Origin of the sequence: Allobosea sp. FBZP-16, assembly GCF_002831785.1 — a bacterium.
Taxonomy (GTDB): Bacteria; Pseudomonadota; Alphaproteobacteria; order Rhizobiales; family Beijerinckiaceae; genus Allobosea; species Allobosea lupini.
The window spans coordinates 178,936-201,825 of record NZ_LNCQ01000048.1 but is presented as its reverse complement, the minus strand read 5'-3'; the positions used below and the strand labels follow the sequence as shown (position 1 = coordinate 201,825).

The 22,890-nt window shown below is 68.1% G+C and carries 22 protein-coding genes; 10 read left to right on the top strand and 12 right to left on the bottom strand.

Annotated features, from left to right (window positions below; translation table 11 throughout):
* Window positions 1–22: 22 nt before the first annotated feature.
* On the top strand, window positions 23–955 hold the full coding sequence (locus CXY91_RS24685) for a sugar kinase (protein ID WP_100964188.1): 933 nt from the start codon (window positions 23–25) through the stop codon (window positions 953–955).
* The gene (locus tag CXY91_RS24680; protein ID WP_100964186.1) at window positions 952–1,812 is read left to right on the top strand and encodes a TIGR01459 family HAD-type hydrolase; all 861 of its coding nucleotides are present in this window, start codon (window positions 952–954) and stop codon (window positions 1,810–1,812) included. Before CXY91_RS24685 ends, CXY91_RS24680 begins: the two co-directional genes overlap by 4 nt.
* Here CXY91_RS24680 and CXY91_RS24675 read toward each other — a convergent pair whose 3' ends face one another.
* Complete coding sequence (locus CXY91_RS24675) at window positions 1,813–4,191, bottom strand: glycosyltransferase family protein (protein WP_100964183.1); 2,379 nt, start codon at window positions 4,189–4,191, stop codon at window positions 1,813–1,815.
* 47 nt (window positions 4,192–4,238) lie between these two features.
* Window positions 4,239–5,366, bottom strand: coding sequence for a GTP cyclohydrolase II RibA (gene ribA, locus CXY91_RS24670; protein ID WP_100964181.1), 1,128 nt, complete (start codon window positions 5,364–5,366; stop codon window positions 4,239–4,241).
* A 260-nt stretch (window positions 5,367–5,626) separates the two neighbouring features.
* Between ribA and CXY91_RS24665 the strand changes: the two genes are divergently transcribed.
* On the top strand, window positions 5,627–6,217 hold the full coding sequence (locus tag CXY91_RS24665; RefSeq protein ID WP_100964179.1) for a cytochrome b: 591 nt from the start codon (window positions 5,627–5,629) through the stop codon (window positions 6,215–6,217).
* Between the two features lie 154 nt (window positions 6,218–6,371).
* Here CXY91_RS24665 and CXY91_RS24660 read toward each other — a convergent pair whose 3' ends face one another.
* A complete protein-coding gene (locus CXY91_RS24660; protein WP_465246891.1) occupies window positions 6,372–6,893 on the bottom strand; it encodes an NUDIX domain-containing protein in 522 nt (173 codons plus the stop codon).
* Window positions 6,894–7,229: 336 nt separating this feature from the next.
* Here CXY91_RS24660 and CXY91_RS24655 point away from each other — a divergent pair, with 336 nt between their 5' ends.
* Window positions 7,230–8,129, top strand: coding sequence for a metallophosphoesterase family protein (locus CXY91_RS24655; RefSeq protein WP_100964175.1), 900 nt, complete (start codon window positions 7,230–7,232; stop codon window positions 8,127–8,129).
* Window positions 8,130–8,138: 9 nt separating this feature from the next.
* Here CXY91_RS24655 and CXY91_RS24650 read toward each other — a convergent pair whose 3' ends face one another.
* Both CXY91_RS24650 and CXY91_RS24645 read right to left on the bottom strand, forming a co-directional pair.
* The gene (locus CXY91_RS24650; RefSeq protein WP_091839171.1) at window positions 8,139–8,885 is read right to left on the bottom strand and encodes a glucose 1-dehydrogenase; all 747 of its coding nucleotides are present in this window, start codon (window positions 8,883–8,885) and stop codon (window positions 8,139–8,141) included.
* Window positions 8,886–9,003: 118 nt separating this feature from the next.
* Window positions 9,004–10,815, bottom strand: a complete 1,812-nt coding sequence (locus tag CXY91_RS24645; protein ID WP_100964173.1) for an ABC-F family ATP-binding cassette domain-containing protein — start codon at window positions 10,813–10,815, stop codon at window positions 9,004–9,006.
* Between the two features lie 211 nt (window positions 10,816–11,026).
* Between CXY91_RS24645 and CXY91_RS24640 the strand changes: the two genes are divergently transcribed.
* Window positions 11,027–11,386 carry a hypothetical protein gene (locus CXY91_RS24640; RefSeq protein ID WP_100964282.1) on the top strand — a complete coding sequence of 120 codons (360 nt, stop codon included), beginning with the start codon at window positions 11,027–11,029 and terminating at the stop codon, window positions 11,384–11,386.
* A gap of 96 nt (window positions 11,387–11,482) precedes the next feature.
* Here the strand turns inward: CXY91_RS24640 and CXY91_RS24635 are convergent, their stop codons facing one another.
* The 5 genes from CXY91_RS24635 to CXY91_RS24615 all read right to left on the bottom strand — a co-directional run bounded on the left by CXY91_RS24635 (window position 11,483) and on the right by CXY91_RS24615 (window position 16,348).
* Window positions 11,483–12,529 (bottom strand): acyltransferase family protein, encoded by a 1,047-nt coding sequence (locus CXY91_RS24635; RefSeq protein WP_248307620.1) that lies wholly within the window; start codon window positions 12,527–12,529, stop codon window positions 11,483–11,485.
* A gap of 45 nt (window positions 12,530–12,574) precedes the next feature.
* On the bottom strand, window positions 12,575–13,576 hold the full coding sequence (locus CXY91_RS24630) for a glucokinase (protein ID WP_158673573.1): 1,002 nt from the start codon (window positions 13,574–13,576) through the stop codon (window positions 12,575–12,577).
* Window positions 13,573–14,352, bottom strand: a complete 780-nt coding sequence (gene otnI, locus CXY91_RS24625) for a 2-oxo-tetronate isomerase (RefSeq protein WP_100964171.1) — start codon at window positions 14,350–14,352, stop codon at window positions 13,573–13,575. The genes CXY91_RS24630 and otnI overlap by 4 nt, the downstream gene beginning before the upstream one ends.
* 95 nt (window positions 14,353–14,447) lie before the next feature.
* Window positions 14,448–15,200, bottom strand: a complete 753-nt coding sequence (locus CXY91_RS24620; RefSeq protein ID WP_100964169.1) for a sulfite exporter TauE/SafE family protein — start codon at window positions 15,198–15,200, stop codon at window positions 14,448–14,450.
* Between the two features lie 164 nt (window positions 15,201–15,364).
* Window positions 15,365–16,348: a hypothetical protein gene (locus tag CXY91_RS24615; protein WP_100964276.1), complete on the bottom strand. Its 984-nt coding sequence runs from the start codon at window positions 16,346–16,348 to the stop codon at window positions 15,365–15,367.
* Between the two features lie 194 nt (window positions 16,349–16,542).
* On the opposite strand from CXY91_RS24615, the gene CXY91_RS24610 reads away from it, so the two are divergent.
* Window positions 16,543–16,932 (top strand): hypothetical protein, encoded by a 390-nt coding sequence (locus CXY91_RS24610; RefSeq protein WP_199777553.1) that lies wholly within the window; start codon window positions 16,543–16,545, stop codon window positions 16,930–16,932.
* Between the two features lie 7 nt (window positions 16,933–16,939).
* Here CXY91_RS24610 and CXY91_RS24605 read toward each other — a convergent pair whose 3' ends face one another.
* Window positions 16,940–17,698, bottom strand: coding sequence for an FkbM family methyltransferase (locus CXY91_RS24605; RefSeq protein ID WP_100964167.1), 759 nt, complete (start codon window positions 17,696–17,698; stop codon window positions 16,940–16,942).
* Window positions 17,695–19,503: a glucans biosynthesis glucosyltransferase MdoH gene (gene mdoH / locus CXY91_RS24600; protein ID WP_248307619.1), complete on the bottom strand. Its 1,809-nt coding sequence runs from the start codon at window positions 19,501–19,503 to the stop codon at window positions 17,695–17,697. Before mdoH ends, CXY91_RS24605 begins: the two co-directional genes overlap by 4 nt.
* A gap of 56 nt (window positions 19,504–19,559) precedes the next feature.
* Here mdoH and CXY91_RS24595 point away from each other — a divergent pair, with 56 nt between their 5' ends.
* From CXY91_RS24595 to CXY91_RS24580, 4 genes are read left to right on the top strand one after another with little or no spacing between them, the layout of a single operon-like run.
* Complete coding sequence (locus tag CXY91_RS24595) at window positions 19,560–20,552, top strand: zinc-dependent alcohol dehydrogenase (protein WP_465246890.1); 993 nt, start codon at window positions 19,560–19,562, stop codon at window positions 20,550–20,552.
* Between the two features lie 51 nt (window positions 20,553–20,603).
* Window positions 20,604–21,005: a 6-pyruvoyl trahydropterin synthase family protein gene (locus CXY91_RS24590; protein WP_100964163.1), complete on the top strand. Its 402-nt coding sequence runs from the start codon at window positions 20,604–20,606 to the stop codon at window positions 21,003–21,005.
* Window positions 21,002–22,051 carry a glycosyltransferase family 4 protein gene (locus CXY91_RS24585; protein ID WP_100964161.1) on the top strand — a complete coding sequence of 350 codons (1,050 nt, stop codon included), beginning with the start codon at window positions 21,002–21,004 and terminating at the stop codon, window positions 22,049–22,051. Before CXY91_RS24590 ends, CXY91_RS24585 begins: the two co-directional genes overlap by 4 nt.
* Complete coding sequence (locus CXY91_RS24580; protein WP_100964158.1) at window positions 22,048–22,887, top strand: class I SAM-dependent methyltransferase; 840 nt, start codon at window positions 22,048–22,050, stop codon at window positions 22,885–22,887. The genes CXY91_RS24585 and CXY91_RS24580 overlap by 4 nt, the downstream gene beginning before the upstream one ends.
* The last annotated feature ends 3 nt before the right edge of the window (window positions 22,888–22,890 follow it).

Below are 22,890 nucleotides of genomic sequence, written 5' to 3'. Positions count from 1 at the left end.
TCGCGCTTCTCGGTTTGGATTCATGACGGATATCGTTTGTATCGGCGAGCCTCTCGGCGAGTTCAATGCGACGCGGGGCGAAGCGGGCGCCTACCGTTTCGGCCTCGGCGGCGACACCTCCAATTGCGCGATCGCGGCGGCGCGGCAGGGTGCGAAGGTCGCCTATATCGGCGCGCTCGGCGACGACGAGCCGGGTCGCACGTTTCGGACGGTGTGGGCTGAAGAGGGCGTCGACGACAGCCATGTCTCGACGCACCCCACTGCGCCGACCGGGCTGTATTTCGTCTCCCACGGCCCGCAGGGCCACCTCTTCTCCTATCTGCGCGCCGGCTCGGCCGCGAGCCTCTATGGCCCCGCGCAGTTGCCCAGGGATCTCATCGCCTCAGCCAGGGTGATCCAGGCCTCCGGCATCAGCCAGGCGATCTCGGCGAGTGCTTGCGACGCGGTGTTCGAGGCGTTTGCGATTGCGCGCGAGAACGGCGTGCTCACCGCCTATGACACCAACCTCAGGCTCAAGCTCTGGCCGCTGACGCGGGCGCGGGCGATCGTCCACGCCGCCTGCGGGATGGCCGACATCGTCCTGCCGGGCGACGGCGACGCCAAGCTGCTGACCGGGCTGGAGCAGCCCGACGCCATCGTCGATTTCTATCTCAAGCTCGGCGCCAAGGTCGTGGCGCTGACGCTCGGCCATGAGGGCTCGCTGGTCGCGACGCCGGATAGCCGCCGGCGCTTCGTGCCGATCAAAGTCGATGCGATCGACGCGACCGGCGCCGGCGACTGCTATGACGGCGCTTTCCTTGCCGAATACATCCGTACCGGCGATCCCTTCGCAGCCGGCGCCTATGCCAATGTCGCGGCGGCGCTGTCGACGCAGGGCTATGGCGCGGTGGCGCCGTTGCCGCGTCGCGCCGACGTGGAAGCGCGAATCACCCAAGAGGCGGTAGGCCGGGCATGAGCGTTCCAGTCCTGATGGAAGCGGGCGCGCTGCTCGCCCGCTACGACGTGCTGATCAGCGATGTCTGGGGTGTCGTCCATGACGGCGTGCTGGCGCTCGATCCTGCCTGCGAGGCGCTGATGCGCTATCGCGAGGGCGGCGGAACCGTGGTGCTGCTCTCGAACGCGCCGGGCCCCTCGGCTCAGATCGCCGGCGTGCTCGACGGCAAGCGCGTGCCACGCGCCGCCTGGGACCGGCTGGTGACCTCGGGCGATGTGACGCGAGCGCTGATCGCCGAGACGCATCTGCGCAAAGCCTATCATATCGGCTGGCCACAGGACCGGGCGGTGTTCGAGGGCTTCGATGTCGAGATCGTCGGCGAGGACGAGGCCGAGTTCGTTGTCGCGACCGAGCTCAACGACTATCGCAAGGAGCAGCCGGAACAGTACCGGCCCCTGCTGTCGCGCTTCGCGGCGCGCGGCCTGCCCTTCATCTGCGGCAATCCCGATCTCGTCGTCCATGTCGGCCAGGATCTCCTGCCCTGCGCCGGGGCGCTGGCGACGATCTATGAGGAGCTCGGTGGCCATGTCGCCTGGGCGGGCAAGCCGCACCGCCCGGCCTATGATCTTGCGCTCGCGGCGGCCCGCGAGGCGCGGGGCGGGCGCGACGTCGATCCCGACCGCGTGCTCGTCATCGGCGACGCCGTGCGCACCGATCTCGCCGGCGCCAAGATGATGGGCTTCGACAGCCTGTTCATCGCCGGCGGCATCCATCGCGACGAGACGATCCGGGATGGCTCTGTCGTTCCCGACGGGCTTGCTCGTGTGCTGGCGACGCACCGGCCGCTGCCGGTCGCGGCGATGGCGGCGCTCGGCTGATCAGACCGGCGGCGGGTTCGCCTTGCGGATTCGCTCGCCGATCGCGTGATAGAGGCCATCGAACGGGCGGAAGACGAAGCGGACGGTCGAGCGACCGGGCGGCACCTGGACAGCGCGGAAGATCACGTTCGCCCGCAGCAGCTGCGTCGGCTTGCCGTCGACCTCGACCTGCCACCAGGGCTGCCAGACATCGTTCAATACGACGAAGCCGCCGCGCGGCGCGTCGACATCGAGCAGCACCTCGGTGGTGCCGTAATTGCGGATGCGGACGCTTCCGGGCTGGGCCGGGCCGGTCGGCAAAGGCGGCGGCGCCTTATCGAACAGGACGGTACGGCGCGGGTCGAATCCGACAGGCCATTGCCCGGTTTTCAGGATCGCGCTGAAATCGGCCTGTTGCGCCTCGGTGACGAGGAGCGCGCGCGGCAAGGCGCGTGGGTTCTCGTAGACATACGCTTCCTTGGTCCGGGCGATCTGGACGAGGTCGCCCGGCTTAAGGCGCTTGTCGATCTCCTCGACCGGGACGCCGGTGGCGATGAAGCGCAGGCCGAGCATGTCGGCTAGCAGCGAGCGGTAGGATGGCATCAGCGGCGAGAACGTCCGCTGGTCGGGCAGGGCGACATGGTCGCCGGCACCGGTCGCCTGGCTGTAGAGGCCGAGCCGGAGCGGGTTGTAGCCCAGCGTGTTGTCGAGCCCATGCACGAGGCTGGCATTGGGCCAGTGGAAGTCGATGCCGGCGAGCTCGATGCGGTCGCGCCGGTCGGGGCCGGCAGTGCGGGCGGTCTCGCGCTTCAGCAAGGCGATGGTCTCGTTGCCGCTGTCGGCGCGCAGGACGTCGTACATCGAGGCCGGAAGCGCGGTCGACTCGCTCGGGCCGTTGTTGACCGCGAGGTCGACGACCATTGTCGCGGCGAGGATGACCGCCGCGGCCATGCCGGCGTCCTGCAGCGCGAGCCCGCGTGCCGCGACCAGCGCTCCCGCGACCAGGATCAGGCAGAGCACGGCCGTGACCAACGGCACGATGGCGACATGCAGGCGGCCGACCGTCCAGGCCAGCCAGATCGCGGCGGCGAACGCTGCCAGCAGCAGCAGGATCTCGAGCCCGATCTGCCAGCGGCGCGGACGTGGCGCCGTATCGGTCAGGACGAGATGGGTCAGGTAGCCGCCGAGGATCGCCAGCAGCGCGCCGAGGATGAAGAGCGCATCGGCCGGACGGCGGTAGAAATCGATGCCCGGCAGGTGGAAGAGCAGGGCAAAGCCGGGCGTGTAGCGGCCGAGCGCGAAGACCAGCACGAGCAGCGCCGCAACGCTGAGCGCGACGATCTCGCGCCGCAGCAGGGCGCCGCGGACGATGCCGACGCCCACGACGAGCAGAATCGGCAACAGGCCGAGATAAAGCTCGCCCATATTGCGGGCGAGATAGAGGTCGAGCGGGCCGAAGCGCTTCTCCCAGGCCGGGCTGGGCGGGCCCCAGAAATTCTCCAGCGGTCCCGATGCGCCATAGAGATTGGCGATCAGCCCGGTCAGCAGCGAGCCCGGATGCAGCGAGCCCTTGCCGGCCCCGGCTAGATCGATGACCGGCCGGTTCGATTCCTCCGCCAGGACTGCGGTCAGCAGGATCGGGACGGTCGCGACCAATGTGGCGCCGATGACGCCGAGCAGGAGCGGCATCAGGCTGGCGCGCAGTGCCGGCAGCGGCTTGTCGGCCATGGCGATGGCGGCGAGCACCAATCCGGCGAGGACATAGACGCCGAGCAGCGCGACCTGGTCGCGCCCCAGCACCATGAAGCCGGCGGCGAGGCCGGCGGCGAAGCCGTAGCGCCAGGAGCTGCGTTCGAGCGCCCGCGATAGCAAGAGCAGCGTCACCGCGAAATAGGACAGGCTCAGCACTTGGCCCACATGCTGGATGCGCCAGGCGGCAGCTGCGCCGAAGGCGAAGGACAGAGCGCAGACGACCGCGCCGGCCGGGTGCCAGCCACGATCGCGAAAGATGAGGACGAGGCAGAGTGCGCCGACGAGCAGCGATCCCAACAGTGCGCCGTCGCTCCAGCGGAAATCCGGAGCCGGGTTGAGCAGGGCGATCAGGAAGAAGGGCGGCGAGAAGATCAAGGACTGCGGATCGGCCACCTGCGGCGATCCCGCGAAGACGTAGGGCGTCCAGAACGGCGAGAGACCCCTGTGCAGCGAGCTGGCCAGGAATTGCAGCTGCGGGTGGAAATGCGCTTTGGCGTCCCAAGGTATGGTGACCGCGCCGGAGAGCCAGGGCCAGGACAGCGCCAGCCAGCCGGCGCAGACCAGCAACATCACCCTGGCGGTCGGCCAGGGTGCGGGCGGCTGCTCGGTCTCGTGGTGGTCCCGATCTGGCAGGGGAGCATCGGACATCCGGGCTTCCTGCCCCAGGTCCGGCGCGCGATCAATGCTCGCGCCGGTCAATCCTTGGGCGCGGCACGCGCCATCAGTGCGTCCATATCGATGAAGTGGCCGGCGCGATCACGCTTCGAGGCGAGATAGCGGACATTGTGGACGTTCGGGCGGCCGAGCACGCGCTGCGTCGCGGCGACTTCGAGGCCGGCGGCCTTGATCGCCCCGATCTTCAGCGGGTTGTTGGTCAGCGCGGTGACGCTGGAGACGCCGAGCTGCTTCAGCATCGCGGCGGCGAAGTCGAAATGGCGCTGGTCGAGATCGAAGCCGAGCACCTCGTCGGCATCGTAGGTGTCCCAGCCCTGGCTCTGCAGCTTGTAGGCCCGCATCTTGTTGGAGATGCCGTTGCCGCGGCCTTCCTGGTCGAGATAGAGCAGGATGCCGCCCTCGTTCTCAGCCATCCACTGCACGGTCTCGCGCAGCTGGTCGCCGCAATCGCATTTCAGCGAGCCGAACAGGTCGCCGGTCAGGCAGGCCGAATGCAGGCGCACCGGCACGGCAGTCGAGAGATCCGGCTTGCCGACGATGATCGCGACCTGGTCGCGCAGGCCCTCGCCCCCGCGGAAGACGACGAACTCGGTCTCGGGCGCGCCCTCGAGCGGGACGGGGGCGCGGCCTACGATGGCAAGCCGCGCGACCTGCGCGGCGCGGTAGCCGTTGATCGCGTCGATCGAGACCTCGATCAGCGGCTCGCCGGCGACCTGCGCGGCCTGGACCGGGACGAGGATCACTGCCGGCAGCACGAGTGCGAGGCGAGCAAGTTCGAGCGCGGCATTGTCGAGCGCACCTGCCGGCCCGACGGGGGCATCGACGCGGGCTTCAATCTTCAGGGCGAGCGTTTCGACCCGGGAGAGATCGATCGCCGGCATGGCGAGGATGCCGGTCTCGGCGCGCCCTTTGGCGCCGAGACGGCGCAGGCGCGCCGAACTCAGAACCAGACGAGTATTGCCGGCGGACAGGGAGTCGAGGCGGCCGGTAAGATCGGCCTCCGCAAGCTCGGCCGACAGAGCCAGAGCCAGCTCCGCGCCATGGCGCAGCAGCACCGGACGCGCGGCGCGAAACTCGGCGAGAGCGCGGTCGACGGCGACCAGATCGGTTTCACCCGGCCGGTCGAAAAGCTTACGCGACTGAGGCATCGGAAGGTCCGTCAGATTGCGCCCGAGAGCGCGGAGGAGTGTGAGCTTCTTACGCGTATCTCGCTCGGACAGATCACCCGGCGCGACACGGCGCTTCTACAACGTTTCCGCTTCTGCGTGGTTCCCAAGACAGTGCCTGCAATCGACCTGATCGCCAGCGGATTGCAGACTGGGCTATAAAAGCGCGAGATTGAACACCAGATGAATAGTCGTGGCAGCGGGCCCTGACCAGATATGGCGAGCCGGAGCGCGTAAGGGAAATGACGCAGGGGCATGACCCGGTAACGCCGGGCGCGGGACGCGTCGCCGTCTACAGTGCGACGGCGCGCGCGCTGCACTGGATTACGGTCGCCGCGGTGTTCGTGATGATCCCGCTCGGGTTCGCCATGACCTATCGCGGCAACACGCTCGACATCTGGGACGGCGTGACCGACGCCCTCTATTCCTCGCACAAGCTGCTCGGCTTCCTGGTCCTCTGGCTCAGCGCCGGCCGACTGCTCTACCGGCTGCTGCATGGCGCGCCGCCTGACGAACCGACGCTGGAATGGTGGCAGAAGGCTGCCTCGCATCTCGTGCATTGGGCGCTCTACGGTCTGCTGCTGATCGTGCCGCTGCTCGGTTGGATCGGCGTCTCGCTGTTCCCGTCGCTGATGGTGTTCAACCTGTTCGAGCTGCCGGCGCTGGCTGCGCCGAACGAGGAGGTCGCCAAGCGCGTACTGTCCGCCCATGGCTGGCTCGCCATCCTGCTGGCGCTGCTGGTCTGCGCGCATATCGGCGCGGCGCTCTTCCACTATCTCATCCGCAAGGACGGCGTGCTGCGCCGGATGCTGCCGGGGCTTTCAAGACGTTAAGTCCCGACATTTATCTCGGTGTCATCCCGGACGGAGCGCAGCGGAGATCCGGATCCATTCCTGAGCCTTGCCGATGAAAGTTCCGGAATGGGTCCCGGGTCTCTCTGCGTTCGCCCGGGACGACTCGCGTTTTTTCATTTTTGCGCTCTACCCGTCACCATTCAGCTGGTGTTGTTGTCCCCTCGACGATCTCCGCCAGCCGGCGGCGGGTCCCCGGCGTCGTCCCGTCCGGCAGGGCCGAAAGCGGGAAGAAGCGCGCCTCGGCGATCTCGTGATCCGGCTGCTTCGGCGCGCTCTGCGTGAAGGCCCGTACGATGAAGACGGCAACATGGTCGCGCACGGAGACATGGCGGTTGAGGAAGACCCCGTGCAGCACGGCCGGACCGGCCAGCGCGATATTGGCCTCCTCGCGCAGTTCCTTGGCGAGAGCGTCGAGAAGCGTCTCGTCCGGCTCGACGCCACCGCCGGGCATATGCCAGCCCGGCGTGTAGGTGTGGCGTACCAAAAGGACCTCGCCAGCCTCGCTCAGCACGGCGGCGCGGACGCCGAGCGTCATCCCGCGGCGCAGGCGGAAATAGAGGTGCAGGACACGGCCGGCGAGCCGGCGCAGCGCGCGCGGCACTCGCTCGATTCCCGATGCGTCGGAGCGCGGGCCGGATCCGTCCTCGCTGCTCACGATGTGGGCAAATCCTGCTGCCGGGTTAATTGTCTATGCAATGGGTGCATAACGGAACTCTGTTTGCCCTCTCGATATAACACAAACGCGCCTTAAATAGGGGGCACAAGCTCACACCGTTACCGCTGGGGAAATTACCATGCTTCTCGCATTCATCACCGCCCGTCTGAACGCCAAGCCCCGCTTCGTCTGGAAGCCGGCTGTCACCCTGACCGATCCGCGCATCGTCTCGGAGCTGATGGGCTCGGCCAACTGAGCCTTTCAGGCTGCGTCATCTTCGCCCGCCGCCGCTGTCATGCTTGACGCGGCGCGGGCGTTGAAGGCAAGCACTGGAGTGTGTTCACGCTCGCGCATCTCTCCGACCCGCACCTCGGGCCGCTGACCAAGTTCTCGCTGCGAGAGCTGATCGGCAAGCGCGCGACCGGATATGTCAACTGGCGACGCAAGCGGCGCCATGCCCATGACATGGAGATCCTCGGGCTGATCGTCGCCGACATCCTGGCGCAAAAGCCCGACCACATCGCCTGCACCGGCGATGTCTCCCATATCGGCCTGCCGACCGAATTCAAGACGGCGCTCTCCTTCCTCGATACGCTCGGCCCGCGCGATGCCGTCAGCTTCGTGCCGGGCAATCACGACTGCTATGCGCGTTCGTCACTGTCGGCGCTGGCGCGCGAGCTTGCGCCCTGGTGCGCCAGTGATGACGGACAGGCCGGCTATCCCTGGTATCGCCAGCGCGGCTCCGTCGCGCTGATCGGGATGAACACCGGCATCCCGACCATGCCGCTGATGGCGACCGGGCGTGTGGGCTCGGCCCAGATCGCCATTGCCGAGAAGCTGCTGGCGCAAGCCAAGGCCGAGGGGCTGATCCGCGTCGTACTGATTCACCACCCACCCTATATCGGCGGCGCGCGGCGCACGCGCGAACTGGTCGACGCCGATGCCTTCGAAGCGATGCTGCGCCGGGCCGGGGCCGAGCTCGTCCTGCACGGCCATAATCACCGTTTCTCGCTGGCCTGGCGGCGGGGGCTCGACCACGACGTGCCGATCGTTGGCGTGCCCTCGGCCTCGATCGGCCTGCGCGGCGGTCATGCCGAGCTCGCCTGCTGGCACCTGCTGCGCATCGAGGGGCCTGCGGCGGCCCCGCGCATCAGCCTGGAGCGCCGTGCCTTCGATCTCGACGGCACGGTAAAGCTGTTCCAGTCGATACCGCTGACGGGCGGCGGGCTGGTCTGAAGGGCCGCGTCAGACGCAGCGGCCGCCGTCGACTGCCAGGATCGAGCCGGTCACCATCTCGGACTCGTCCGAGCACAGGAACAGCGCGGCATTGGCGATGTCCTGCGGCGTCGAGAAGCGGCCCCAGGGAATCGTCGCGGTGAAGGCCTTGCGCTTCTCGGGCGTGTCCTCGCCCATGAAGGTCGCGAGCAGCGGCGTCTCGCCGGCGACCGGGGCGATGGCGTTGACGCGGATCCTGTCCGGCGCGAGCTCGACCGCCATCGACTTCGAGAGCAGGTTCGCGGCGCCCTTCGAGCCGTTGTACCAGGTCAGGCCCGGGCGCGGGCGCACACCGGCGGTCGAGCCGATATTGAGGATGACGCCGCCGCCATGCTCGCGGAAATGCGGCACCGTCGCCCTGGCCATCAGGAAGATCGACTTGACGTTGACGTCGAAGACGCGGTCGAACTCGGCCTCGGTGACATCGAGCATCGGCTGGTTGCGATGGCTGATGCCGGCATTGTTGACGACGATATCGAGCCGCTCGAAGCGCTTGATCACCTTGGCCACGGCAGCATCGACGCTCTTGGCCTTGCCGACGTCGCAGGCGACCGCGAAGGCCTTGCGGCCGATCGCCTTGGCAGCCTCGCGGGCCTTGTCGCCGTTGATGTCGAGCACCGCGACCCGTGCGCCCTCGCGTACGAAGGTCTCGGCGATGCCGAGGCCAAAGCCCTGCGCCGCGCCGGTAATCAGCGCGGTCTTGCCCTTGAGTCTCATTGGTGTTCCCTCGGAAAGCATTTTGCCGGGCGACTGTGGGGCGATTTGGCGGCCGAGATAAATACGCTTTCGCGATTGGCCGGATAGCGGAATTGTATGGGCTGCACCGGCCGCCGCCTTAAGCTCCGATCTCCTCGCGCAGCATCTCCAGCTCGAGCCAGCGCTCTTCCGTCTGTGCGATCTCGCGCGTGACCTCGTCGAGCCTCGCGGTCGCCTTGGCGAAGAGTTTTGGATCGCGGGTGTAGAGATCGCCTGCCAGCGCGGCATTGAGCTTGCCGGCCTCGGCCTGCAGCTTCTCGAGCTGCTGCGGCAGGGTCTTCAGCGCGTGCTGCTCGTTGAAGGAGAGCTTGCGCTTCGCAGCAGCGGTACTGGCGGTCGGGGTGGGCGTCGCTGACGCCGTTGCCGATCCCTTCACCGGAACGGCGCGCACCTTGGCGCCGACGCCGCGGCCACGCTGGGCCAGCATGTCGGAATAGCCGCCGGCGAACTCGGTCCAGACGCCGTCGCCATCCGAGATCAGGGTCGAGGACACCACCCGGTCGAGGAAGTCGCGGTCATGGCTGACCAGCAGGACGGTGCCGCCATAGTCGGCGAGCAATTCCTGCAGCAGGTCGAGCGTCTCGATGTCGAGATCGTTGGTTGGCTCGTCCAGCACCAGGAGGTTGGACGGCTTGGCGAGCGCGCGCGCCAGCATCAGCCGGCCACGTTCGCCGCCGGAGAGAGCGCCGACGGCGGTGCCGCGCTGGATCGGCTGGAACAGGAAGTCCTTCATGTAGCTGATGACGTGGCGCGGCATGCCGCCGACCATGACCTGGTCCGAGCCGCCGCCGGTCAGCGCGTCGCCGAGCGGGGTCGCCGGGTCGAGGCTTTCGCGACGCTGGTCGAGCGTCACCATTTCGAGCGTGGCGCCGAGCTTGACCTTGCCCGAGTCGGGCTTCAGCGCGCCGGTCAGCAGGTTGATCAGCGTCGTCTTTCCGGCGCCGTTGGGGCCGACGATGCCGATGCAGTCGCCGCGGGCGACGCGCAGCGAGAAGTCCTTGACCACGGGCCTGCCGTCATAGGCCTTGGCGATGTCGACGGCCTCGATCACCAGCTTGCCGGAGACCTGCGCCTCGCTCGCTTCAAGCCGGACGGAGCCAACGGCCTGGCGGGCTGTCCGGCGCTGCTCGCGCAGGCCATGCAGCTCGCCGAGCCGGCGCTGGTTGCGGGTGCGCCGGGCGCTGACGCCGTAGCGCAGCCAGTCCTCCTCGCGGGCGATCTTGCGGTCGAGCTTGTGGCGGTCGAGTTCTTCTTGAGCGAGAACCTCGTCGCGCCAGGCCTCGAACTCGCCGAAGCCGCGCTCGACGCGCCGGGTCACGCCGCGGTCGAGCCAGATCGTGGCACGCGAGAGCGAGCTCAGGAAGCGGCGGTCATGGCTGATCAGCACCATGGCCGAACGCAGCGATTTCAGCTCCTGCTCGAGCCATTCGATCACCGGCAGGTCGAGATGGTTGGTCGGCTCGTCGAGCAGCAGGATATCCGGCTCGGGCGCGAGCACGCGGGCGAGCGCGGCGCGGCGCGATTCACCGCCCGACATGCTGGCGGGGTCTTCCTCGCCGGTCAGGCCCAGTTCCTCGATCAGATATTGCGCGCGATAGGCATCGTCGCCGGGGCCCAGGCCCGCCTCGACATAGGCGAGCGAGGTCTTGTAGCCGGCGAAGTCGGGCTCCTGCGGCAGATAGCGGATGGTCGCGCCGGGCTGGACGAACCGCTCGGCGCTGTCGGGCTCGACAATGCCGGCCACGATCTTGAGCAGGGTCGACTTGCCGGAGCCGTTGCGGCCGACCAGGCAGACCCGCTCGCCGGCCGAGACGGCGATTTCCGCGCCCTCCAGCAAGGGTTGGCCGCCGAAGGTGAGCGCGACGTCGCGAAGGTGGAGCAAAGGAGCCATGGCGGGCGGGATATCGCATCGGGCCGAAAAGTGGAAACCACTTTTCGGAAGAGCCCGATGCGAAACGAAATCGATAGATCACGGTTGCCGCGTCCGGTCGAACGCACGGCGATCTTTTGCGGCCGCCGCCTCTCACCCCGCCGGGGCTTGCGGTGCGACCAAGTTCGATCCACTATGAGATACGTTTTGTATCTCATATGAGATAATGGCCATGAGACAGCCGGCCCTGCGCAAGCCCAGAACCGCCCGCATCGGCGATAATGGCGGCCCGCCTCTGGAGGAGAAGAAGCGCAAGCCCGCGGCCGACAAAGGCGAGATCGGCCGCACGTTCGACTGGCGCTTCGCCCATCGCAAGGCCTGGAAGAAGCCGCGCGAGATCGCGCTCAGGCGCCAGGAGCGGGCCGAGGCCCTCGGCCTGACCTATGAGGAATATACCCTCGAAGTGCTGGAGCGCGGCTATTTCCCGCAGGCCGAGCACGTCGAAACGATCGTCGCCAAGCGGTCGCAGCGCCGGCGCGATGGCGGCGTGGTCGGGCAATCGCTGAAGGGGATGCGGTTGAAGAAAAAGTGAGCGTCATTCTCGGACGAAGCGAAGCGCAGATCCGAGAATCTCAGGACCAGCTAGCTGGTTTCCGAGATGGTTGGGTCAAGCCCGACCATGACGAGTCTAAGCCCGCAGCGCCCGCCTAAAAACCTTCGTCATCGGCCGCTCGAACCAATGGTAGACGGCCAGCGCCGCGAGCACGGCGGCGACCAGCGCAAGCACGATGAAGAGGCCGGTCGCGCTCGGTGCGAGATGGGCGAAGACTTCGCGCAGCGCCCGCATCGCGAAGGGATGGACCAGGTAGAGCGCATAGGAGGCATCTCCCAGTGCCGCCAGCGAACGCACCAGCGCCGAAGGGGCGGTGACATTGCGCCCGCAGGCGGCGGCTCCGACGAGGAGCAGTGCACCGGTACCACGCAGGACAACCGCGCCCCAGGAAGTCTGGGCCCAGCCATCGCCGGCGGCGAGTACGAAAACGACGATCCCCACTGCCGCCATCAGCCAACGCAGGCGGCCGTCGAGCCTGAGGCCGTTCTGGCGGAGCAGGCCGACCACCATGCCGGCGGCGAATTCGAGCACGATCGGCTGGCCCCAGAAGCCGAAGGGCAGGGGAAGCGGCCCGGCCAGCGCCTGGGCCCCGACCAGCCCGGCGAGCGCCACGGTCACCAGAGGCACGACCAGCCGCCCCGGCGCGAGCAAGGCCGCGCCGAACAGGACGTAGAACAGCATCTCGTAATTCAGCGTCCAGCCGAGCGAATAGACCGGCTGCAGCTCGCCCGCGGCATTCGCCGTGGGCCAGAACAGATAGGAGGCGGCGATCTGCTGGAGGTTCGGAGCACCGGAATTGAGCAGGGCTGGCGAGGCGAGGAGCACGACGAGGAAGAGCGTGGTCGCAGCCCAGTAGAGCGGCACAATCCGGGCGATGCGCCGGGCGATGAACAGGCGCGCTCCCCCGGGCTTGTCGAACAGACCGGCCGAGGAATGCACCATGATGAAGCCGGAGATGACGAAGAACAGGTCGACGCCGGCGTTCCAAGGCAAGGCATGCGAAGGGATGAAGACGGTGCCGGCCCTGGCTGCGAGAAAGCCGGCTTCGGCCTGGACGTGATGGACTGCGACCATCAGCGCCGCGAGGGCGCGCAGGACCTGGATGCCGTAGAGCTGGGGCAAGGCTGGGAATCGTCTTCGAATGAGGTCAGGCGAGCGCCGCTGCGCCTAGGCAAACCACAAGCGCGCGGGATCGTCGAGGCCGAAGCGGCCGGGAGCCGCGGCGATGGCGGCGAGTCCCTGTTCGGCTGGATCATCGGCGGTGATCACGTTGAGCGCGAAACGGGCGGCGAGATCCTCGACCGGCGGCTTGCCGGCGAAGACGGCGTGGATCGTGGCCTTGTCGGCGAGCGGCAGGATGCGCGGCGCGATTCCGCCAGCCAGGTAGACGCCGCCCGTCGCCTTGAAGCCGAGCGCGAGATCGCCGGCGACGCGGGCCAGCAGCCGCCAGAAGCAGACCACGGCCATCAGTGCGCCGGGGTTGCCGTCGAGCGCCAGCGCGCTCACGTCGGCGGCGCTGACATCAGGCTCGGCGACGTCGGACTGGCGCATCACCGCGCGATGGAAGCGGATGAGACCGCTGCCGCTGAGCAGTTCCTCGACGGTGACGCGCGCGAGCCCATCGGACAGAGCCGGCCACAGCTTCACCTCGGTCGGGTCCTCCGGGCCGATGCCGATATGGCCGGATTCGGTCGGCACCAGCATGCCGGTGTCGCCGCGCCGCAAGAGAGCTGCAGCGCCAAAGCCCGTGCCGGGACCGAGCACGAGGCGCGGGCCCTCGGGTTCCGGCTGGCCGCGGACGAGCTTGAACAGATCGCGATCCCTGAGCACGGCCAGCGACGCCGCGAGCGCTTCGAAATCATTGACCAGCAACCCCTGCTCGAAGCCGAGGGCGCGGCCGAGCTCCGGCCCATCGAAATGCCAGCTGGCATTGGTGAGCTGCGCCTTGCGCCCATCCAGCGGGCCGGCGACGGCGAGGATGGCCGAGCGCGGCTTCACCGTCAGCGTCGACAATACAGAGCCGAGCGCGGCTTCGGGCGTCGGGTGCGCGCCGGTGCTGATCCGGGCGAGCGGCTCGTGCAGGGCGCCGGGGGTCGGCACCAGCGAGAGCCGGCAATTGGTGCCGCCGATATCCGCGACGAGCACCGGATGGGGAAAGCCCGCGCTCACGCGTGCTTCTTCCAGGGCGAGAACCAGCCGAGGCCTTCGAGCGTGCCGGCACGCGGACGATACTCGCAGCCGACGAAGCCGGGATAGCCGAGCGAATCGAGCTGGGCGAACAGCGCGGGATAGTCGGGCCGCGTGCCGTCGGGCTCGTGCCGGCCCTCGGCATTGGCGATCTGGACATGGCCGACCAGCGGGTAGAGCGCCTCCAGCCGCGTGCCGACATCGCCATGGATCAGCTCGCAATGATACATGTCGAACTGCAGCTTGACGTTCGGCCGGCCGGATTCGCGGACATACGTCGCAGCCTGGTCGAAATCATTGAGGAAATAGCCCGGCATGTCCTTGCCGTTGATCGGCTCGAGCAGGAGGTCGATGCCGTGCTCGCCGAGCTTGTCGGCGGCATAGGCGAGCGAGGCGCGATAGGCCTTCTGCGCGGCGGGATCGTTCGGGTCGGTCAGGCCCGCCATCATATGCACGCGCTTGACGCCGGTCTCGTGGACATAGGCCAGCGCCGTCTCGATGCCGGCGCGGAACTCCTCCTCGCGGCCGGGGAGGGCGGCCATGCCGCGCTCGCCCTTGGCCCAGTCGCCGGGCGGCAGGTTGAACAGAGCCTGCTCCAACTCGCCGCCGGCAAGCGCCAGGCCGACCTTCTCCGGTGCATGCTCATAGGGGAACAGGAACTCGACCGATTCGAATCCTGCCTCGGCCGCCGCCTTGAAGCGGTCGAGGAACTCCCACTCGTTGAACATCATCGAAAGATTGGCGGCAAAACGCGGCATTGGTCGGTCTCGTCAGTCGGATCGAGGCAGCAGGCTAGCCCGTTAGGACGGGCCCGTCATCGTTAACCTGCGCGGCGGGTGGGGGTTCCGCTCAGTCAGCCGCCGAGCAGACGGGGCAAGGACGAGGCCAGCAGTGCGATTCCGGACAGCGTCAGCAGGCTGAGCACGATGCGGCGAAAGGCCTGCTCGCTGATGCCGATATAGAGCTTTGCACCCAGCAGCGAGGGAATCAGCATCGCCGGTGCGACGATGGCGAAGGCCGGCCACATCTCGCGCGTGACGTTCCCGGCCAGCACATAACCGAGCATGGTCGCGGCGAGCGTGGCGAGGTTGAAGTTCTGGACGATCGAGCGCTGCGCGTCCTTGTCCATGCGCCGCAGCGAGCACCACAGTGTCGGCAGCACACCGGTGAAGCCGCCGAAGCCGCCCATGACGCCTCCTATCAAGCCGATCGCGCCGTCCGCCAGGGACCCGCCAGAGCGGACCGGCGGCAGATGCGGCGCGAACAGCATGATCGGGCACCAGACGGCGAGCAGGATGCCGAGCCCTGCCTTGAACATATCGGGCTCGACCAGCGGCAGGAGCAGGACGCCGACCGGTATGCCTGCGATTCCGCCGAGCAGGAAGGGCCAGAGCCGGGCGAAGTCGAAGCCGCGGCGCACCGTCACGGCCGCAATGGTCTGGCCGGTCAGCCCGCCGAACACGGCCATGACCGCTGCGAGCCTGGGGTCGATGGTCCAGGCCCAGACCGACATGGCGACGAGGCTAAAGGCGAAGCCGGAGAGACCCTGCACGAAGCCGGCCAGGGCGGCGCCGAGGACGAGGCTGAGGATGGCGCTGGTATCCATGGCCGGGCCTGTTCTTCGCACGCCTCGTCTTCAAAGGCTCTGGTCGTCCCGGGCGGAGCAAAGCGCAGACCCGGGACCCATTCCGGAACGGTTCAGGCATGGATCCGGATCGGCGCCGCTTCGCGGCTTGTCCGGGATGACTCGCGAGTGGTTATAGCGAAAGGCTACTTCTTCGCCTCCGGCTTGGCCGGCGGGTTCGGGTCCTTCGAGAAGGCGCGGAAGACCATGTCCGGCGAGGAGGTGTTGTGGCGCGAATGGGTGGTGCGCCCCATCCAGACATCTGTCGCCTTGCCGCCGGTGAAGGGCATCAGCGCCTCCTCGCGCCAGCCCTTGGCGCCGGGCTCGCGGATGGCGATGCGGGCGACGTCGTTGTTGAACTCGGTGACGTACATCGAACGCAGCGCGGCGAAGGCCTTGCCGCCGGTCACCGGCCTGTCGAGCACGGCGTCGAGCACCATGCGATTCTCATCGACGCTGTCGAGCTTGAGCGTGCCGGAGGAGCCGTCCTTGAAGGCGAGGTTGAAGGAGAGCGTCTTGGGATCGAAGGCGATCTCCCTGATGTTCACCACCGGCCGGGCGCCATCCTGCTCGATCGGTCCGAACAGGAAGGAGGAGCCATAGGCGGCGGCCGAGAGCTGCTGCGGCGGCAGCGGCCGGACGCGCCAGTAGCCGTCCTGCGGATAGACGACGAGGACCTCGTAGGAGCCGGTCTTGCCGAGCTTCCAGAGCTGGACGAGATGCAGGCCCTTCTCGACGCGGTCACCGACGCGGAAGGTCGTCTCGGCCGGACGCCAGAAGCTCTCGAAGGTGTAGCCGACCAGCCAGTATTCGATGCTCTCGTAGAAGGTGATGCGCTGCGGCGGCACCGGCGCCTTGTGGACGGGATCGCCGCTCATGTCACAATCGGTCCAGTCGGCGTCCCAGTTGTCGCGCAGCAGGCCGGCGATATAGGCCGGGTGCGCCGCCTCGATGCGGAAGCGCCGGACCTCGGGCGAGATCGCCTTGATGGTGACGTTGTCCTTCTCGGCGCAGGCGACCTGCTCCGACTCGTTCCTGACCTCGACGGCGACGTCGCCGGCTGCCCGGGCGGCGAGGGCGGTCAGCAGAAGCGCCGCGGAGATGGCGAGGGGGCGAACGAGAGCGAGCATGGTCATCCTTGGCCGGTTGCCTTCGTGGTCAGCCTGGACAGCGCAAGATGAACGCAGGCTGAGCCGGGTCATAAAGCCGATGCGCCCGAGACGGAAGCGCGACACCGTGGCAGCTTCCGCAATCGCTGCGGACTGGGTCAGATTGCCGTTGCGTGAGGCGCGTCCTGCCCCTTCACGGGCATGGACTGCCTTCGATGCAAAGCTATCTGCTGGCCGCCGGCGTGCTGATGATCCTGATCGGCGTGGCCCACTCCGTCATCGGCGAGATCCTGATCTTCCGGCAATTGCGGGCAGGAACGATCGTGCCGCTGCTCGCGCCGGCGCCGCTGCGCGAACGGCACCTGCGAATCCTCTGGGCGAACTGGCACCTGTGCTCGGTGCTGGGATGGGGGCTGGCGGCACTGCTGATCGTGATCGCTGGGTCCCCCGAACTGCCGACATACGCGCTTAACATCCGCATCATCGCGATCGCGACGCTAGCCGGCTCGCTCCTCGTGCTCTACGCGACCAGGGGCCGGCATCCCGGCTGGCTCGGCCTGCTGGTCGCGGCCGGGCTTGCCTGGCTCGGTCAGAGCGCCGCGTAAGCAGAACTCAGCGCGACAGCAGGGCGTAGACGTCGCCCGAATTGGCATCATGCGGGAGGTCGCGGAGGTGACCGCGCATCGCGTCGCCGTCGACTGGCTCAGGGAAGGCAAGCTGCTGGCTCTCGCCGAGCGCGACATTGAAGCGATAGGTCCCGAGCGCTGCGAGCCGGGCGAGGCAGGCTTCGGCGACATCGCGCTGGATCGTGGTGAACTCGAAGGAGAGGGCGGCCGGCGTCTGCGACAGGCCGGCAAGGACATGCGCCTCGAAGCCCTCGACATCGATCTTGATGAAGGCGGGCAGGCCGTGCTTGGCGATCAGCGCATCGAGCGTGGTGCAGGGCACGGTGAGTTCGCGATCCCAGACCTGCTCGCGCCAGCCTTCCTGGCCGTGGGCGGCATCGACGAACTCGCCCGAAAGCGTCGAGACGGTGGGGTTGGCGGTGTTGATGCGGAGCGTCGCGGTGCCCTCCCTGTCGCCGCAGGCGGCCGCGATCAGCCTCACCTTGGGATCGCGGCCATGGATCAGGCGCAGGGCCCTGGCCGGGCCGGGTTGCGGTTCCAGCGCCACGACGCGGGCGCCCAGCCGGCGGAAGGAGGAGATGCGGTCGCCGACATGGGCGCCGATGTCGAAGGCGAGATCACCGGCTCTGAGGAAGCGGGCATAGAGCGAATCCATCGCGACCTTGCGGACATGGTCGCCATGATAGACGCGCAGCGAGCGCGACAGGCTTTTCGCCGTGCCCTTGGGATAGGCGACCGGCTTCATCGCGCTGCGCCGCCCTGGATCGCGACGATCTCGGCCGGCGGGTGGAAATCCTCGGGGATGCCGCAAAGGCCGGTGCGGACGAAGAAGGCGCCCAGTGCCGGCGCAGCGGTCAGCATGGCGAAGGGAATCGCCAAGATGTAGCCGGCGGTCAGCGGCAGCGACCAGATCAGCACGGTCGGCGACAGCACCAGGAGCGTGCCGACGATGTAGAGGCCGAACAGCAGATGCGGCCAGAGGCCGGCGAAGGCGGTCGCGAAGGAGAGGGCGTGGGCGTCGCGCGCCTGGCCGTTCCAGCCGATCTTCGCCTTGCCGAAGGCGAGGCCGATCATGAACAGTGTCGTCCGGAAGGTCGAGACCGCGCCCTGCAGGAAGGCGAAGACGATCTCGATCAGCGAGGAGACGATGAAGCGCGCCGTGCCGCCATAACGCTGCGTCCCGCCCCTGGTCATGAGGATGTCGGCAAAGCCGGCGAGCTTCGGCGAGAGATACATCGCGAAGAACAGCACATAGAGGAAGGCGGCGGAGCCGGCCGGGTAGTCGGCGATGCCGCGATCCTCCAGCACCTTCAGTGGCAGGAGCGCGATCATCAGCGTCCAGGCCGGCAGGCCGATGAACATCAGGATCGCCCAGGCCAGCTGGAAGCGGCTCATCGCCTTCAGGCCGGGGATGTCCATGATCTTCAGGTACTGCAGATTGCCGAGGCACCAGCGCAGGTCGCGCCGGGCGAATTCGAGCATGGTCGGCGGGTTCTCCTCCCAGCTGCCGGCCTCGACCGGCAGCACCCGGACCTCGTAGCCGGCGCGGCGCATCAAGGTCGCCTCGACCTGGTCATGGCTCATGATCGGACCACCGAGCGGCGGCCCGCCCGGCACGGCCGGCAAATGGCAGTGATCGCGGAAGGGCGCGATCCGCACCATGGCGTTATGGCCCCAGAACGGGCCGCAATCGCCGATCCACCAGGCAGAGCCCATGGTGTAGGGCCGCATGCCGTGGCGCATGCCGAACTGGAAGATGCGCGCAAACGCCGACTTGCTCGGCATGCCCACGACCAGGCTCTGCAGGATGCCGAGCCTGGGATAGGCCTGCATCATCCGGGCGAGGGCGAGGATGGCTTGCCCCGACATTACGGAGTCGGCGTCGAGCGGCAGCATCAGCTCGTAGCGATCGCCCCAGCGCTCGCAGAATTCGCGGACATTGCCGGCCTTGTAGCCGGCATTGTCGCTGCGGCGGCGATAGGTCAGGCGACCTTGTTCCCCGATGCGCGCGGCGAAGGCGGCGGCGAGCTCTGCTTCGGCCGCGGCAACGCCCGGGTCATTGGTGTCTGAGAGGACGAAATAGTCGAACCAGGCGCCCTGGCCGGTGGCGTCGAGGCTCTGCTTGACGATCTCGAGCCGGCGGAAGGCGCGTGCGGGATCCTCATTGCGCAGGGTCATCAGCACGGCGGTGCGGATCGCGAGCGGTGTATCGGCCTCGCCGGCGGCGGCGAAGGGCGCGACCTGATCGAGCCCGTCCTTGCTGCCGTGCAGCAGCCAGAGCCCGATCGCGGCGTTCCAGAAACCGAGCACGGTCCAGGGCGCGCCGAACAGGAAGGCGACGAAGATCGCGATATCCGCGAGGCTCCAGCCACCGGCCGAGAGCACATGAGCGAGGCCCCAGAGCAGGGCCGCCAGCGTCACGAGGTTCAGGCCGGCGACGAGCCCGCGCCGCACCCGCAAGGTCGAAACCGACTGCAGTCCTGCCGGCGTCAGCCGCAAGTCCTCTTGCGCCGCCGCCTGGAACGTGGTCGGAGCGGGGCGCTGGTTCATGGCGGTTTCCGTCATGGGCTCATCAGGCTGGCGGGGAACGGCGCGGAGGGCGATGCGTGGTAAAGCCGGCAATTGCGAACGAAGCAAGCGCACAGGCGACGGCGCTCTGGTATGCCGCCGCGGGTGAATGTGTCCTGAACACCGAAGAATTGCCGGCGCCGGGACCGGGCGAATGCCTGGTCCGCACGCTCTGGAGCGGCATCAGCCGCGGCACCGAGCGGCTGGTCTTCGAGGGGCGCGTGCCCGAGAGCGAATATGAGCGCATGCGGGCGCCTCTCCAGCAGGGCGCTTTTCCGTTTCCGGTGAAATACGGCTACTGCGCCGTCGGGACGGTGGATGCGGGGCCAGAACGGCTGCTTGGCCGTACGGTGTTCTGCCTGCATCCGCATCAGGACCGCTTCGTCGTGTCGGCCGATCGCGTGACCCCGCTGCCTGAGGGGCTTTCGGCACGGCGCGCCGTGCTCGCCGCCAATATGGAAACCGTGCTCAATGCGCATTGGGATGCCGGCTCCGGCCCGGCCGACCGCATCGTCGTGGTCGGCGGCGGCGTGCTCGGGCTGCTCGTGGCGTATATCGCGGCCAGGCTGCCGGGCGCGGAGGTAACGCTGGTCGATCTCGACGATGGCCGTGCCGGGCTCGCGCGGGCGCTCGGCTGCCGCTTCGCGCTGCCGGCGGACTGTCCGCAGGATGCCGATCTTGTCTTCCACGCCAGTGCGAGCGCCGCCGGCCTCGCCACCGCGATAGGCGCAGCCGGGTTCGAGGCGAGGATCGTCGAGCTCAGCTGGTATGGCGAAGGCCGCGTCGCGGCCCCGCTCGGCGGCGCCTTCCACGCCCGTCGGCTGCAGCTCATCTCTTCGCAGGTCGGGCAGGTCTCGCCCTCGCGGCGGGCGCGCTTCGACTATGCCCGCCGCATGCAGGCGGCGCTGGTACTGCTGGAGGATGAGCGGCTCGATGCGCTGATCACCGACGAGATCGCCTTCGAGGATGCGCCGACACGCCTGCCTGCGTTATTCGCCGGCGCGGGGCTGACCGCCGTCCTGCGCTATTGACGCCGCGCCCCGGCCTTCGCCAAGACTGCGGCCGCTGAAGGAGACCGCCCCATGTTTTCCGTCGAAGTCCGTGACCGCATCATGATCGGCCATTCGTTGCCCGATCCGTTCTTCGGCCCGGCGCAGGCGATGCACGGCGCGACCTTCGTCGTCGACGTCGCCTTCTTCCGCGAGAGCCTCACGCGCCAGAACGTCGTGGTCGACATCGGCGCGGCGCTGACCGTGCTGAACGAGACGCTGAAGCCGCTGAACTACAAGAACCTCGACACGCTGCCGCAGTTCGAGGGCGTGCTGACCACCACCGAATTCCTGTGCAAGTACATCTTCGACGCGATGGCATTGGCGGCCCGCACCGGCAAGCTCGGGACGGATGCGGCCGATCTCGCGAAGATCCGCGTCACGCTGCATGAGACCGATCTCGCCAGGGCTAGCTATGAGGGCGCGCTCGCGTGAGCGAGATCGTCTTCGCCATTCCCGGCGATCTTTCGCTGCCGACCGGTGGCTACGGCTATGATCGGCGGCTGCTGGCGGAATGGCGCGAGATGGGCGTCGCGGCGCGGCACCTGCCGCTGCCGGGGAGTTTTCCCAATCCGGACGAGGCCGATCTGGCAGAGACCGGCCGGGCGATCCTGTCGCAGCCCTATGACAGTGTGCTGCTGATCGACGGGCTCGCCTATGGCGCCTTCCCGGAGAGCGTCGCGGCCGGGCTTGCAGGGCGCGTCGTCGCGCTGGTGCATCATCCGCTCGGCCTCGAGACCGGACTGTCGCCGGTGCAGGCGGCGGAGTTCGTCAGGCGCGAGGCGGCAGCCTTGCGTTATGCGGCTGCGGTCATCGCTACCAGCGAGACGACCAAGCGGCTGCTCGTCGCCGACTTTGCCGTCCCGGCGGAGAAGATCACTGTGGCGGAACCGGGTGTCGATTCGGCCGCGAGGGCGACTGGCTCTGATGGTGAGACCATCGCGTTGCTGGCGGTTGGCTCGCTCGTGCCGCGCAAGGGCTACGACGTCCTGATCGCAGCGCTTGAGGGGGTGGCCGACAGGCCATGGCGCCTGACCATCGTCGGTGCCGATGATCGGGCTCCCGGGACCGCGGCCTCCTTGAAGGCGCAGATTGCCGCTGCCGGGCTGGCGGAGCGGGTCAGGCTCGCCGGAGCTTTTGGACAGGCCGAACTCGACGCGGCCTATGCCAAGGCCGACCTCTTCGTCATGCCCTCCCTGTTCGAGGGCTATGGCATGGTGCTGACCGAGGCATTGGCGCGCGGGCTGCCGATCCTGTGCACGACCGGCGGCGCGGCAGCGCAGACGGCGCCGGACGCGGCTGCGCTGAAGGTGCAGCCGGGCGATGTCGCGGCACTGCGTGCCGGGCTGGTACGGCTGTTGGATGACAAGCAGGAGCGCGTGCAGCGCTCTGATGCAGCCTGGCAGGCAGCCGGCACATTGCCGCGCTGGCGCGGGACTGCGACGATCGTTGCTGAAGTCTGTGCGAAGGTTATCCCATGAGCGGATTCTCCCCCGATTGGCTCGCCTTGCGCGAACCGGCCGACCATGTAGCCCGCAATCCGCAGGTTCTGGCGGCGGTGGGCTCGACCTTTGCCGGCCGGCAATCGCTGTCGATCATCGATCTCGGCTGCGGCACCGGTTCGAACCTGCGCGGCAGCTACAGCGCATTGCCGGTGCGCCAGCACTGGACACTGGTCGATGCCGACAGCCGCCTGCTGTCGGTGGCGCGGCGCAAGCTCGCGCAATGGGCCGACGAGGCGCAGGAGCAGGGCGAGGAGCTCGTCCTGCGCAAGGGGGACAAGACGCTGACGGTCGATTTCCGGCAGGCCGACCTCAATAAGGAGCTCGAATGGGTGCTCGGCTGGCAGCCCGACCTGGTCACGGCCGCCGCATTGTTCGACCTTTCCTCGGTGCGCTGGCTTGAGCGCTTCGTCGCCTCGCTCGTCAGCATGCGGCTGCCGCTCTATACGGTGCTGACCTATGACGGGCGCGAGAGCTGGCAGCCGGCGCATCCTGACGACCAGCGCATGCTCGCCGCCTTCAACCATCACCAGCACACCGACAAGGGCTTTGGCCCCGCGGCCGGGCCCGAGGCCACGGAGGCTCTGGCGCAAGCCTTTCGCAAGGCCGGCACGGCGGTGACGGTCGGCGAGAGCCCATGGCAGCTTGGCGTGGATCATGCCGATCTCGTTCGCGAACTGGCGGCCGGGATCGCCGCTGCCGTTGCCGAGACCGGGCATGTCGCGCCGGCGGCGATCGCGAGCTGGCTGGAGGCGAAGCGGAGCGCGACCTCCGTCAGCGTCGGCCATCAGGACCTCTGGGCGCGGCCGGTCTGAAGC

Coding starts and splice junctions, on each gene's coding strand:
- CXY91_RS24685 (WP_100964188.1), top strand. CDS start 23: ATGACGGATATCGTTTGTATCGGCGAGCCTCTCGGCGAGTTCAATGCG.
- CXY91_RS24680 (WP_100964186.1), top strand. CDS start 952: ATGAGCGTTCCAGTCCTGATGGAAGCGGGCGCGCTGCTCGCCCGCTAC.
- CXY91_RS24675 (WP_100964183.1), bottom strand. CDS start 4,191: ATGTCCGATGCTCCCCTGCCAGATCGGGACCACCACGAGACCGAGCAG.
- ribA (WP_100964181.1), bottom strand. CDS start 5,366: ATGCCTCAGTCGCGTAAGCTTTTCGACCGGCCGGGTGAAACCGATCTG.
- CXY91_RS24665 (WP_100964179.1), top strand. CDS start 5,627: ATGACGCAGGGGCATGACCCGGTAACGCCGGGCGCGGGACGCGTCGCC.
- CXY91_RS24650 (WP_091839171.1), bottom strand. CDS start 8,885: ATGAGACTCAAGGGCAAGACCGCGCTGATTACCGGCGCGGCGCAGGGC.
- CXY91_RS24645 (WP_100964173.1), bottom strand. CDS start 10,815: ATGGCTCCTTTGCTCCACCTTCGCGACGTCGCGCTCACCTTCGGCGGC.
- CXY91_RS24640 (WP_100964282.1), top strand. CDS start 11,027: ATGAGACAGCCGGCCCTGCGCAAGCCCAGAACCGCCCGCATCGGCGAT.
- otnI (WP_100964171.1), bottom strand. CDS start 14,352: ATGCCGCGTTTTGCCGCCAATCTTTCGATGATGTTCAACGAGTGGGAG.
- CXY91_RS24620 (WP_100964169.1), bottom strand. CDS start 15,200: ATGGATACCAGCGCCATCCTCAGCCTCGTCCTCGGCGCCGCCCTGGCC.
- CXY91_RS24615 (WP_100964276.1), bottom strand. CDS start 16,348: ATGCTCGCTCTCGTTCGCCCCCTCGCCATCTCCGCGGCGCTTCTGCTG.
- CXY91_RS24610 (WP_199777553.1), top strand. CDS start 16,543: ATGCAAAGCTATCTGCTGGCCGCCGGCGTGCTGATGATCCTGATCGGC.
- CXY91_RS24605 (WP_100964167.1), bottom strand. CDS start 17,698: ATGAAGCCGGTCGCCTATCCCAAGGGCACGGCGAAAAGCCTGTCGCGC.
- mdoH (WP_248307619.1), bottom strand. CDS start 19,503: ATGAACCAGCGCCCCGCTCCGACCACGTTCCAGGCGGCGGCGCAAGAG.
- CXY91_RS24590 (WP_100964163.1), top strand. CDS start 20,604: ATGTTTTCCGTCGAAGTCCGTGACCGCATCATGATCGGCCATTCGTTG.
- CXY91_RS24580 (WP_100964158.1), top strand. CDS start 22,048: ATGAGCGGATTCTCCCCCGATTGGCTCGCCTTGCGCGAACCGGCCGAC.